Source organism: Falsiruegeria litorea R37 (assembly GCF_900172225.1).
GTDB classification, from domain to species: Bacteria; Pseudomonadota; Alphaproteobacteria; order Rhodobacterales; family Rhodobacteraceae; genus Falsiruegeria; species Falsiruegeria litorea.
The window spans coordinates 76,711-89,375 of sequence record NZ_FWFO01000005.1 but is presented as its reverse complement, the minus strand read 5'-3'; the positions used below and the strand labels follow the sequence as shown (position 1 = coordinate 89,375).

Genomic DNA, 12,665 nt, shown 5'->3' with positions numbered 1-12,665 from the left:
GCCGGTCCGTCGACCGGACCGGCCCCTTTAAGCCCGGTTAAGCGTTACTTGCGCTTGTCGTCGTCCAGATCTTCGAACTCGGCGTCAACGATGTCATCGACGACGGGGCCAGCGTCAGCCGCTGCCGGCTCTTCGTCTGCTTCGTCCTGGCTCGCCTTGTAGATCGCTTCGCCCAGCTTCATGGCCGCTTCGGTCACGTTCTGGATGCCCGATTTGATCTTCTCGGCGTTGTCGGTTTCGATCTCGTCCTTCAGAGCAGCGATTGCCAGCTCGATGGCTTCGATGGTGGTCGGGTCAACCTTGTCCGCGTGCTCTTCCATCGATTTCTCGGTCGAGTGGATGAGGCTCTCGGCCTGGTTTTTCGCCTCGATCAGCTCGCGGCGTTCCTTGTCGGCTTCCGCGTTTTCTTCGGCGTCCTTGACCATCTTTTCGATGTCGTCATCCGACAGACCACCCGATGCTTGGATCGTGATCTTCTGCTCTTTGCCGGTGCCTTTGTCCGAGGCGCCAACCGACACGATGCCGTTGGCGTCGATGTCAAAGGTCACTTCGATCTGCGGCATGCCGCGCGGTGCGGGCGGGATGTCTTCGAGGTTGAACTGGCCGAGAATCTTGTTGTCGGCCGCCATTTCACGCTCACCCTGGAAAACGCGGATGGTCACGGCGTTCTGGTTGTCTTCGGCGGTCGAAAAGATCTGGCTCTTCTTCGTCGGGATGGTGGTGTTGCGATCAATCAGGCGGGTGAACACACCGCCCAGGGTTTCAATACCCAGGGACAGCGGGGTCACGTCCAGCAGAACCACGTCTTTGACGTCGCCCTGCAGAACACCGGCCTGAATGGCGGCGCCCATAGCAACAACTTCATCCGGGTTCACACCCTTGTGGGGCTCTTTGCCAAAGAACTTGGTAACCTCTTCGATCACCTTCGGCATCCGGGTCATACCACCGACCAGAACAACCTCGTCCACGTCCGCCGCAGACAGGCCCGCGTCTTTCAGAGCGGCCTGGCACGGCTTGATCGACGCCTTGATCAGGTCACCCACCAGGCTTTCCAGCTTAGCGCGGGTCAGTTTGATGACCATGTGCAGCGGCGTGCCCGAGGACGGATCCATCGAGATGAACGGCTGGTTGATTTCGGTCTGGCTGGCCGAGGACAGTTCGATCTTGGCTTTTTCAGCAGCTTCTTTCAGACGCTGCAGGGCCATCTTGTCCTTGGTCAGGTCGACATTGTGCTCTTTTTTGAATTCGCCCGCCAGGTAGTTGACGATGCGCATGTCAAAGTCTTCACCACCCAGGAAGGTGTCACCGTTGGTCGATTTCACTTCGAACAGGCCATCGTCGATTTCCAGGATGGTCACGTCGAAGGTACCGCCACCAAGGTCATAGACCGCGATGGTTTGGGTTTCTTCCTTGTCCAGACCATAAGCCAGAGCAGCCGCGGTCGGTTCGTTGATGATACGCAGCACCTCAAGACCGGCAATCTTACCTGCGTCCTTAGTGGCCTGACGCTGAGCGTCGTTGAAATACGCCGGAACGGTGATGACGGCCTGCGTGACTTCTTCGCCCAGATAGCTCTCGGCGGTTTCTTTCATCTTGCCCAGGGTGAAGGCCGAGATTTGCGACGGCGAATACTTTTCGCCTTTTGCTTCAACCCATGCGTCACCGTTACCACCGTTCACAACGTTGAACGGCAGGTTTTTCTTGTCCTTTGCCAGATGCTCGTCGTCGAACCGACGGCCGATCAGGCGCTTGACACCAAAGACGGTGTTGTCAGGGTTGGTGACCGCCTGGCGTTTTGCCGGCTGACCGACCAGACGCTCTTCATCGGTGAAGGCGACGATCGAGGGCGTGGTCCGCGCCCCTTCTGCGTTTTCGATAACCCGGGGTTGCGAACCATCCATGATGGCGACGCAGCTGTTTGTTGTACCCAGGTCGATCCCAATAACTTTGCTCATGTTCGATCCCTTTTCTCTTCAAGGCGATTACCCGAGGCCTGAACCCGTTGTGGCATCCCGACCTCGATCCGTTTGCACGAATGGCCCTACACCATCGCGCGTCCCGGCGTATATAAGGTCGCGTGAACGGGCCTGCAAGCACTGTGAATTGCAGGTTTTCTGGAATCTTGGGCCTTTTTTGACAAGGTTTCGCTAACGAATGGGGAACAGCGGGTGGCGCGGCTTTTGATACAGGGGTTCGAGGTTTGGAAATCCCATCTGGATTCCAAGGCCCAAACCGATCTGATCCAGGATTTGCGCCCCATCCTGAAGGGCGCCCCACTGTTCAGCCCGACCACGGCGTCGGGCAAGAAAATGTCGGTGCGGATGACGTCGGCCGGGTCCTGTGGCTGGATCTCCGACACATCTGGCTATCGCTATGAACCCAATCATCCAGGCGGACGGGCATGGCCCGCGATTCCGGATTCGATCTTGTCGATCTGGCGCGATACCACAGGGCTTGATCGCCTGCCGGACAGCTGTTTGATCAACTACTATGGCGAAGACACAAAGATGGGCCTGCATCAAGACAAGGACGAGGCGGATTTTTCCTGGCCTGTCGTCTCAGTCTCTTTGGGTGATGATGCGCTGTTCCGCATGGGCAACCCGACACGCGGCGGCAAAACCGAATCCCTTTGGCTCAGCTCTGGCGACGTGGTGGTGATGGGTGGCGAAGCGCGACTCAGCTATCATGGCATCGACCGCATTCGGTTCAAATCATCGCGCCTGCTGCCCAAAGGTGGGCGTATCAACCTGACGCTGCGGGTCGTGACTTAATGCGCGACAAGGCTGCAACAGCCGGAATACAGCGCGCCATCTTGGTGCAGATAATCGACATCCAACCCATAAGCCCGGTCGGACATTCCATCCGAACACTGCTGTACCCGCACCATTGCCACGCCAGACAAGCCAACCGTCAAAGAAAACCGATCAATGCGACCACGGGCCTGCTGCATCACATCTGCCGTCATGCTCATCGCTTGCAACCCCAAACCGTCGAACCGGGCCTGCGCGCCTTGCTCGACCTCAAGCGTCCAGAATGGTTCGGTTCCGGAACACGACAGCTTGCGGGCGATGGGAACATCCGGGTTTTCGGCCTGTGGCGCAAGAAAGCGAAAGGACACCCATCCTGACGCCTCGCCCGAGTTTACAAGCCCCCACTTGCCATCAGGGGAGCGGTCGACCACTTCGACGTTTGTGGCGTTATGAGCCAGCTCTGAAATCTTTTCGGACGACGCGCTGGCAGATGCGCGCACATTCAATACGTCATCAGCAGCAACGCCGGTCACATCGTGAAGTTGTGGCAAGGTGAACGCCCAGATCGTTCCAGGCCAGATGGCCAAAAGAAGGACCCAAACACGTATCATCGCCGCGCATACCAACTGCTCGACACCTGACGGCGCGTGTAAAACTCAAGCATCAACCCAACCATGATCAGCGCGATTCCCACCCAAAACGCATATTCCCAACTGGAATTGCGGGGGTAGTAGTTTCGGAACACAAAACCACGACATTGGTCGATGCAGTGAAACAGCGGATTCCAATCAAACATTGCCAGCATGAACGGCGGCAGCGAATTGGCCACAAACATCTTGCCCGAAGCGATCATGTTTGCCCGCTGATAAACAGTGCTCATGATACCCACAAGCGTCGGGAGCCATGGTTTCATCGCAAAGAACACCAGCCCGACCGAACAGCCAGTGAACCACGACAACATCAACATGGCAAAGGCGCCGCCCGGGTTATCAATAAAGACCGGGGTGACCGCGACATGATACCCGAACAGAATGATGAACAAGGTCAGCAACTGGGAATAAAGCGATCCGATGGCTGCGGCCAAAAGCGCGATGATCGTGTTCATCGGCGCGTGTTTCATCATGGCACTGTTTGGCCCCTCAGCCCCCATCACGGCACCGACCGCCTTGATGTGCACCATGAACAGGAAAACCCCGGACATGATGTACAACAGAAAATCGCCCCGGATTGCACCACCGCGCAAACCCAGCACGGTGAACATCAGGTAGAAGACCATGACAAACACGACGACTTGCATCATGTTTTTGCCCAGTGCGATGAACGCATTGTTGTGTCCCGCCCGAACGGACCGAACCACCGCGTGAAAAATGATCTCTGCCATGGTGAACGCACCACTTAGCAGGGATTTATGCTGTCGATATCCAAACACTTAAACGGTTTCCCATGACACTGCTCAACAAATTGGCACGGAATTCTTGCTGTTCCGTTGCCTGCAAAGCATAAGAACAGCAGGCCCAATAAGCAACAAAACACAAAATCGGAGCATTTTTGTGACCTACGACGACCTTATTCCCGTGATCCGCAGGCTGGCGCTCGAGGCGGGCGACAAGATCATGGAGATCTATAACTCGGATGATTTCGACGTGAAGGTCAAATCCGATGACAGCCCAGTGACCGAAGCGGATGAAGCGGCAGATGCCCTGATCTCGGCTGGGCTGCGCGCAGCATTTCCCGATGTGTTGCTGGTGACCGAAGAGCAGGCCGCATCCCATTCGACCAAGGGCGACACCTTTCTGATCGTCGATCCGCTGGACGGCACCAAAGAGTTTATTCACCGCCGCGGCGATTTCACCGTCAACATCGCGCTGGTCGAAAATGGCACCCCAACACGCGGTGTCGTCTATGCTCCGGCCAAGGGTCGCATGTTCTTTACACTGGCCGATGGTCAATCGATCGAGGAAACCGGCGTATTGGACAAGGAAACGGTAGGGTCTGTGCAACCGATCTCGGTGTCTAATGCCGACAATGACGCGCTGCTCGTCGTGGCCTCAAAATCGCACCGCGATCAGGCGACCGATGATTACATCAACAAATACAACGTCAAAGACAGCAAAAGCGCGGGCTCTTCGTTGAAGTTCTGTCTGGTCGCCACGGGCGAGGCCGACATCTACCCCCGTGTGGGCCGCACCATGGAATGGGACACCGCCGCAGGACATGCAGTTCTGGCCGGCGCAGGCGGCAAGGTCGTGCGTTTCGACGATCACACTCCGCTGCAATATGGCAAGGACGGTTATGCAAACCCGTTTTTCATCGCCTATGCGCCTGATGTTGAGTTGAAGGAGGCCTGATGTCCGTCCTGATCGCCATCCCCGCCCGCTATGCCTCAACCCGCTATCCCGGCAAACCATTGGTGCCGTTGACAGGAGCGTCAGGCAACAGCCAAACTCTGATCGAACGGTCGTGGCGCGCCGCGATGGCGGTGCAGGGCGTTGACCGCGTTGTGGTTGCCACCGACGATGACCGTATCCGCGAAGCCGCCGAAGGGTTCGGGGCCGAGGTGGTGATGACATCCGAGAACTGTGCCAATGGCACAGAACGCTGCGCCGAAGCACATGAGGTTCTTGGCGGCGGGTTTGACATTGTGGTCAACCTACAGGGTGACGCACCCCTGACGCCCCATTGGTTTGTCGAGGATCTGGTCGCGGGCCTGAAGAGCGCGCCCAATGCAGGTGTTGCGACACCCGTGCTGCGTTGTGATGGCGAGGCGCTGAACAGCCTGCTCAACGACCGCAAGCATGGCCGTGTGGGCGGCACCACCGCCGTTTTCGCGCGCGACAATAGCGCGATGTATTTCTCGAAAGAGGTCGTGCCCTTTACCGCACAGACCTATGGCGATACCGACCCGACCCCGGTGTTCCACCACGTCGGCGTCTACGCCTATCGCAAGGACGCCCTGTCCGCTTATCCCACATGGGAGACCGGCCCACTGGAAACCCTTGAAGGTTTGGAACAACTGCGGTTCATGGAAAACAACCACAAGATTCTGTGCGTCGAGGTTGAGGCCCGCGGGCGGCAGTTCTGGGAACTCAACAACCCATCCGACGTGCCAAAGCTCGAGGCGATGATGGCCGCCATGGGACTGGACTGACCCAGCCGCCTATGACCCAAACCGCCGCCACATCCCCTACGCAAACCTGGGCCGAGGCTTATCGTTTGCGGTGGAAGCGACGGCGATTGTTATGGAAGTCGTTCCGCAGTCGCCACGGCTTGCGTGTCATGGCAGATCGCACAGGGCAGATCAGGCCAAACGATATTCTGGTCGTGATGACGGTCAGAAACGAAATGAGCCGCCTGCCCTATTTCCTGCAGTACTACAGGGATTTGGGCGTTGGCCATTTCCTTGTGGTCGACAACACCAGCAGCGATGGCACCGATTTGATGCTCGCTGAACAAAGCGATGTCTCGCTCTGGCAAACGGCGGACAGCTATCGGGCGGCGCGCTTTGGTCTGAACTGGATGACCTGGCTGCAGCGCAAATATGCCCATGGTCATTGGTGCCTGATGGTCGATGCGGATGAACTTCTGGTTTATGCCCATCACAACATCCGCCCCCTGCCCGAACTAACCGCCTGGCTCGAAGCTCGGGGCACCACGGTCTTTGGCGCCCTGATGCTCGATCTATACCCCAAGGGCGAGTTGAACGCGCAGAGCTACGCCCCCGGAGCCGACCCGTTGGAGACCATCAACTGGTTTGACGTGGGTCCGTATCGGTCGCAACGACAGATGCCTCTGGGTAACCTCTGGACTCAGGGCGGCGCGCGCGAGCGCGTGTTCTTTGCCGATGAGCCACGCCGCTCACCCACACTCAACAAGATCCCGCTCGTCAAATGGCACCGCAGCTACGCCTATGTGAATTCCTGCCATTCCATCCTGCCTCCGCCATTGAACCGGGCCTATGATGGCCCCGGTGACAACCGCGCCTCGGGCGTTTTGCTCCACACCAAATTCCTGCCCGAAGTTGTTTCCAAGTCGGCAATCGAAAAAGAGCGCGCACAACACTTTCACACCCCACAAGACTTCGATGGCTACTACGACAGTGTCGCCGCCGCGCCGCAGATGTGGACGGAAAACTCGCACCAATTCCGCGATTGGCAACAGCTGGAACAGCTTGGCTTGATGAGTTCCGGTGGTTGGTGAAACGCGCCACTCAGAGTCACACAGTCGCATCTGAGCGACAATGATTGCTTTTCCCCTGTAACTGTTTCTAAATCCATTGATTCATAGAAGGAATTGATGACATATGACGGTAGTTGGCCCGACGGTATCGGTGCGCAGGTTTCGCTGTATCCGGGTCATGCTCGCGTCATTTAGTGGATTGGTTGACACGTGAGCCTATGGGATTCTTATCGAATGCGAGTGCGGCGCCGGCGCCGTCTTTTGCGTTGCATTCGTAAATCAGGTGAGCTCAAGACTGTTCAGGACAACACAGCAGCCATCCGGCCAAACGATGTTCTGCTGATCAGCACGTTCCGAAACGAAAAGATCCGGCTGCCCTATTTCCTGCGGTATTACCGCGAATTAGGCGTCGACCATTTCCTGTTCGTCGACAATGACAGCACCGATGGCGCACTGGATTACCTGAAGGGGCAACACGACATTTCGGTCTGGCACACTCAGTCCAGCTATAGGCGTGCGACCTTTGGTGTGGACTGGATGAACTGGCTGGCGCGCACCTATGCGCACAACCACTGGACGCTGACCGTCGACCCCGACGAATTCTTTGTCTATCCGTTCTGCGATACGCGCCCCATTCAGGCGCTGACCGACTGGCTGGACAACTCGTTGATCCGCAGCTTCAGCGCCATGCTGATCGACGTATATCCCAAGGGCAAGCTGACCGACATCCCGTACCAAGAGGGGCAGAATCCGCTTGAAATCGCCAATTGGTTCGACAGCGGCAATTATACGATCAAGAAGAACCCGCTGTATGGCAACCTGTGGATTCAAGGCGGCCCAAGGGCGCGCATGTTCTTTGCTGATACCCCCAAGAAATCTCCGGCGCTGAACAAGACGCCTTTGGTCAAATGGAACCGCCGCTACGCATATGTCAGTTCCACCCATGCGCTGCTGCCGCGCGGGTTGAACCAGGTTTACGACGAATGGGGCGGGGAAAAGGCCAGCGGTGCTCTGATGCACACCAAGTTCCTCGACACATTCACCGCCAAAGCCGAAGAGGAATTGACCCGCAAACAGCATTACGCGGGCTCGGCCGAATACAAAGCCTATGCCGACACGCTCAGCTCGCAGCCAGAACTGTGGTGCAAATGGTCCGAAAAATACATCAACTGGCGACAGCTTGAGATCCTGGGCCTGATGTCCAAGGGGAACTGGGCATGACGGTTGGGGTTGTCATGTTGGTGCACACCGCGTTGGACCGTGCCGAACAGGTCGCCCGGCACTGGACCGCCTCGGGTTGTCCGGTCGTGTTGCATGTCGACAAGAATGTCTCGCGCAAGGCTTACAAGGATTTTGTCACTGCTTGTTCAGACAACTCCATGATCCTGTTTTCGCAACGGCACCGCTGCGAATGGGGCACCTGGGGGATTGTGGCTGCGTCTCAATCCGCGTCGGAATTGATGCTCGAAGAGTTTCCGGATGTGCGTCACGTCTATCTGGCATCGGGCTCGTGCCTGCCACTGCGCCCGGTGCAAGAGCTGATCGACTATCTGGCGGCGCGCCCCAGAACCGATTTCATCGAAAGTGCCACCACCGCAGATGTCCCCTGGACCGTTGGCGGGTTGGATCACGAACGCTTCACCCTGCGCTTTCCCTTTTCGTGGAAGAAGCAGCGGGTGCTGTTTGATCGCTATGTCGCACTGCAACGGCTGTTGCGGTTCAAGCGCAAGATTCCGTCCGGCCTGGTGCCCCACATGGGCAGCCAGTGGTGGTGCCTGACCCGACAAACCCTGTCGGCGATCTTGGAAGACCCCGAGCGTGACATCTATGACCGCTATTTCCGGCGCGTCTGGATCCCGGACGAAAGCTATTACCAGACACTGGCACGGCTTTATTCCAGCAACATCGAAAGCCGCTCTTTGACCCTGTCCAAGTTCGATTTTCAGGGCAAACCGCACATTTTCTACGACGACCACCTGCAACTGTTGCGCCGGTCTGACTGCTTTGTCGCGCGCAAGATCTGGCCACGGGCCGAGCGTTTGTATCAGGCGTTCCTAACCGATCAGGCCGGGGCGATGAAAAAGACCGAGCCAAACCCGGGCAAGATCGACCGTATCTTTGCCAAGGCGGTCGAGCGCCGGACGCGTGGCCGGGATGGTCTTTACATGCAAAGTCGCTTTCCCCGCCACGGCAATGAAAACGGTTTGACCTCGAACCCCTATTCCATGTTCCAGGGTTTTACCGAGCTGTTCGAAAATTTCGAACCCTGGCTCGCCAAAGCAACCGGCGCCCGCGTGCATGGTCATCTGTTTGGGCCAGAACGGGCCGAGTTTGCAGGTGGGCAAAACCAGATCAATGGCGCGCTGAGCGACAAAGCAGTGCTGCGCGATTATGATCCCAACCGCTTTTTGACCAGCCTGATTTGGAACACCCGGGGCGAACGCCAGTGTTTTCAATTCGGCCCGGCAGACAATCAGAAAATCAACTGGATGGTGGCCCGCGATCCAAACGCCCAGATCTCGGTCATCACTGGGTCTTGGGCGGTGCCGCTGTTCAAATCGAACCAAAATTTTGCCGAACTCAGGAAAGAAGCTGCTCTGCTGCAAAAGGTCGAAAGCGATCACCTGGAGATCTTGCGCTCGGTCTGGACCAAGGCCCGCGTGCGTATCTGGACCATGGCCGAGTTTGTAGAAGCCCCGATGGAACCAATCCAAACCATCATTGACGAGATCGGACCGTCAAACCCCCGGCGCCTGGGCGAGGCCCCCAAAATGGTGGATCTGACCGGATTTGGTCAGTTCCTTCAGAACCTGAAAAACCAAGGGATGCACCCGTATCTGATGGGTGACTTCCCAGTCGAGCAAGGACCAGCCAATATGAGCAAACCCAACCGCAAACCTTATCTGGTGCGATAACGCGGAATGACATCAAAGTTCGACTATTTCATCGTCTTTGCCGAGATGCGCACAGGTTCCAATTTCCTGGAAACCAACCTGAACGCGCTCTCGGACGTCACCTGCTTCGGCGAAGCGTTCAACCCGCACTTCATTGGCTATCCGAACAAGGTTGAGATTCTTGAGATCACACAGGCCATGCGCGACAGCGATCCGGGGTGTTTGATCGATGTAATCCGGGAAACGCCCGATGTGCTCGGGGGCTTTCGGTTCTTTCATGACCACGACCAGCGCATTCTGGAAACCGCCCTGCCCGATCCGCGGTGCGCCAAGATCATCCTGACGCGCAATCCGCTGGACAGCTATGTCTCGTGGAAAATCGCGCAGGAAACCGGCCAGTGGAAACTAACCAACGTCAAGAAACGGCGCGAGGCGCAGGTGCGGTTCGATCCCGAAGAGTTCTCGCGCCATGTCGAGGCGTTGCAGGACTTTCAGGTGTTCTTGCTCAACAGCCTGCAGGCCAAAGGGCAAACGCCGTTCTATGTGGATTACGAAGATCTTCAAAACGTTGAGGTGATGAATGGCCTTGCAGCTTGGCTGGGGGTTCAGGGGCGACTCGACGGGCTCGACAAAAGCCTGAAACGCCAGAACCCGAGCCCGGTCACGACCAAAGTCATCAATGTCGACGAGATGACCGAGGCCTTGGGTGGCCTTGATCGGTTTAACCTGACCCGCACCCCAAATTTTGAGCCCCGCAGGGGGCCGGCGGTGCCCAGTTATGTCGCCGGAGTGGTCACACCGCTGCTGTATCTGCCGATCCGAGGCGGTCCCGAGGATGAGGTGATGTCGTGGATGGCCGGATTGGACAGCGTTCCGATCAGTTCGCTGAACACCGGCATGAACCAAAAGCAGATGCGCCAATGGATGCGCAACAACCTCGGCCACCGTCGTTTTACGGTATTGCGCCACCCGCTGGCGCGGTTGCATCAGGTGTTCTGCCGCAAGATCCTGAACACCGGCCCGGGCAGCTTCAGGAAAATCCGCGAAACCCTGCGCCGCCAATATAAGCTTCCGATCCCCAACGAGGCGCCCGACGCGCGGTATTCCCGATCAGATCACCGCGCTGCATTCGAGGCATTCATGGGTTTTGTCCGCATGAACTTGGCCGGACAAACCGCGATCCGGGTCGATGGCGGGTGGTGTTCTCAAGCCCAAGCGCTGTCAGCAATGTCCGACTTTGCTGTACCCGATCATGTGTTCCGTGAAGACGAGGCTGCTGAACTGTTGCCATTGCTGGCAGCGCGCTATGGCCATCTAGAGACAGCAGCCCCCGAAGCCGCGCAACCGGACACGCCCTTTACACTGGACGACATCTATGATGACGACCTCGAAAAAGAGGCCGCCAGCATTTATCAGCGCGACTATATGATGTTCGGCTTTGGGCCGTGGCGCAAAGATTAGGCCCTCAGCGAGATGGTAGTACCGTTCTGAACCATGGCGTAGATCTCTTCGATCTCATCATTCTTCACAGCAATACAGCCAGCGGTCCAATCCTTGGTCCGCCGTGCGCGGCGCAGTTCCTTTAGCAGGTTTGGCTGCCCGTGAATAAAGATCTCACCACCCGGTTTGCGGCCAAGTGCCTTGGCTTCGGCAATGTCATTGGCATTGGGGTATGAAATGCCAATCGACAGGTGATAGCTGCTGTTGGGATTGCGGCGGTCAATCAGATACGTGCCTTCAGGCGTCTTACCGTCGCCTTCGACTTTTTTGTCGCCCAAAGGGGTAAAGCCCAGATCAACCTTGTATTCCTTCAGTACCTCCTGATGGTGCAACAGGTACATGCGCCGTGCGCCCTTGTTGACCACGATCGACGTAACCTCGGGGCCGTAATACGACCGAAATCGGGGATCCCGTCCGCTGCCACATGCGGATAGCCCAACCGCCGCCACTGCACCCAGTCCGAAAACTCGACGTTTCATCTGCCTACACTGCCTCACGTTTTACATGGCCCAAATACGACAGATTCGCGCCTGTGCAAAATCACATTTTTGTCTTGGAGCGCTCTGCCAATCGCTGTTCGATAGCTTCGAGCCGCGAAATCACTTCGTCGCGATAGGCATCGGTGCGTTCATGATCCTCTTCCTGGTGGGCATCCTGCATCGAGTTCACGATGAGACCCACCAGCAGGTTCACCACCGCAAAGGTGGTGATCATGATGAAGGGAACAAAGAACGCCCAGGCATAGGGATAAACCTCCATCACGGGGCGGACGATGCCCATCGACCAGCTTTCCAGCGTCATGATCTGGAACAGCGTATAGGCCGACAGTCCCAGGTCACCGAACCACGCCGGGAAGGATTGCGAAAACAGTTTCGTCGCGATCACGGCCCCAATGTAGAAGATAATGGTCATCAACAGGAACACGCTGGCCATGCCCGGCAGTGCTGTAATGAATCCCTCGACCACACGACGCAGCCGCGGCGCAACCGAGATGACACGCAGCACCCGCAGGATGCGCAGCGCGCGCAGAACCGACAGGCCCTGACCACCCGGTACCAAGGCAATGCCCACGATGATGAAATCAAACAGGTTCCAGCCATTGGTAAAGAACCGCCGCCCTTGTGCCACAAGCTTAAGCGCGATCTCGACAATGAATATCCCCAAACAGAGGGTATCCAGGGTTTTGATCACTCCACCAAAGTCCGCCATGATCTCGGGCGAGGTTTCAAGACCCAAGAGCACCGCATTGATCACGATGACACCGGTGATGAACTGCCCAAAAGACGGGTGGTCGATAAAGCTGCTCAAACGCTGCCGGAAATTCATTGCTGGCGGTCTCCTTGGG

At 57.2% G+C, this 12,665-nt stretch carries 12 protein-coding genes; 7 read left to right on the top strand and 5 right to left on the bottom strand.

Features of this window, described 5'->3' with window-relative positions; all coding sequences use genetic code 11:
- Positions 1 to 44: 44 nt before the first annotated feature.
- Entirely contained in the window at positions 45 to 1,955 is a 1,911-nt protein-coding gene (dnaK, locus tag TRL7639_RS20255) for a molecular chaperone DnaK (protein WP_085797716.1), read from the bottom strand.
- Between the two features lie 213 nt (positions 1,956 to 2,168).
- Here dnaK and TRL7639_RS20250 point away from each other — a divergent pair, with 213 nt between their 5' ends.
- Positions 2,169 to 2,771 (top strand): alpha-ketoglutarate-dependent dioxygenase AlkB family protein, encoded by a 603-nt coding sequence (locus TRL7639_RS20250; protein WP_085797715.1) that lies wholly within the window; start codon positions 2,169 to 2,171, stop codon positions 2,769 to 2,771.
- On the opposite strand, the gene TRL7639_RS20245 is transcribed toward TRL7639_RS20250, so the two are convergent.
- Together TRL7639_RS20245 and TRL7639_RS20240 are read right to left on the bottom strand one after the other, a co-directional pair.
- Positions 2,768 to 3,301 (bottom strand): SH3 domain-containing protein, encoded by a 534-nt coding sequence (locus TRL7639_RS20245; RefSeq protein WP_165759857.1) that lies wholly within the window; start codon positions 3,299 to 3,301, stop codon positions 2,768 to 2,770. The genes TRL7639_RS20250 and TRL7639_RS20245 overlap by 4 nt on opposite strands.
- Before the next feature lie 56 nt (positions 3,302 to 3,357).
- On the bottom strand, positions 3,358 to 4,131 hold the full coding sequence (locus tag TRL7639_RS20240; protein ID WP_110647194.1) for an ABC transporter permease: 774 nt from the start codon (positions 4,129 to 4,131) through the stop codon (positions 3,358 to 3,360).
- A gap of 169 nt (positions 4,132 to 4,300) precedes the next feature.
- Between TRL7639_RS20240 and cysQ the strand changes: the two genes are divergently transcribed.
- From cysQ to TRL7639_RS20210, 6 genes are all read left to right on the top strand, one after another.
- On the top strand, positions 4,301 to 5,098 hold the full coding sequence (cysQ, locus tag TRL7639_RS20235; protein WP_085797712.1) for a 3'(2'),5'-bisphosphate nucleotidase CysQ: 798 nt from the start codon (positions 4,301 to 4,303) through the stop codon (positions 5,096 to 5,098).
- Positions 5,098 to 5,898 carry a 3-deoxy-manno-octulosonate cytidylyltransferase gene (locus TRL7639_RS20230; RefSeq protein ID WP_085797711.1) on the top strand — a complete coding sequence of 267 codons (801 nt, stop codon included), beginning with the start codon at positions 5,098 to 5,100 and terminating at the stop codon, positions 5,896 to 5,898. The genes cysQ and TRL7639_RS20230 overlap by 1 nt, the downstream gene beginning before the upstream one ends.
- Positions 5,899 to 5,909: 11 nt before the next feature.
- Entirely contained in the window at positions 5,910 to 6,947 is a 1,038-nt protein-coding gene (locus TRL7639_RS20225) for a glycosyltransferase family 2 protein (protein ID WP_085797710.1), read from the top strand.
- 213 nt (positions 6,948 to 7,160) lie between these two features.
- Positions 7,161 to 8,147: a glycosyltransferase family 2 protein gene (locus tag TRL7639_RS20220; RefSeq protein ID WP_085797709.1), complete on the top strand. Its 987-nt coding sequence runs from the start codon at positions 7,161 to 7,163 to the stop codon at positions 8,145 to 8,147.
- Positions 8,144 to 9,841, top strand: coding sequence for a DUF5927 domain-containing protein (locus tag TRL7639_RS20215; protein ID WP_085797708.1), 1,698 nt, complete (start codon positions 8,144 to 8,146; stop codon positions 9,839 to 9,841). Before TRL7639_RS20220 ends, TRL7639_RS20215 begins: the two co-directional genes overlap by 4 nt.
- 6 nt (positions 9,842 to 9,847) lie before the next feature.
- Positions 9,848 to 11,281: a sulfotransferase domain-containing protein gene (locus TRL7639_RS20210; RefSeq protein ID WP_085797707.1), complete on the top strand. Its 1,434-nt coding sequence runs from the start codon at positions 9,848 to 9,850 to the stop codon at positions 11,279 to 11,281.
- Here the strand turns inward: TRL7639_RS20210 and TRL7639_RS20205 are convergent.
- Both TRL7639_RS20205 and TRL7639_RS20200 read right to left on the bottom strand, forming a co-directional pair.
- Positions 11,278 to 11,799 carry a L,D-transpeptidase family protein gene (locus TRL7639_RS20205; protein ID WP_085797706.1) on the bottom strand — a complete coding sequence of 174 codons (522 nt, stop codon included), beginning with the start codon at positions 11,797 to 11,799 and terminating at the stop codon, positions 11,278 to 11,280. The genes TRL7639_RS20210 and TRL7639_RS20205 overlap by 4 nt on opposite strands.
- Before the next feature lie 61 nt (positions 11,800 to 11,860).
- On the bottom strand, positions 11,861 to 12,646 hold the full coding sequence (locus TRL7639_RS20200; protein ID WP_085797705.1) for an ion transporter: 786 nt from the start codon (positions 12,644 to 12,646) through the stop codon (positions 11,861 to 11,863).
- Positions 12,647 to 12,665: the final 19 nt, after the last annotated feature.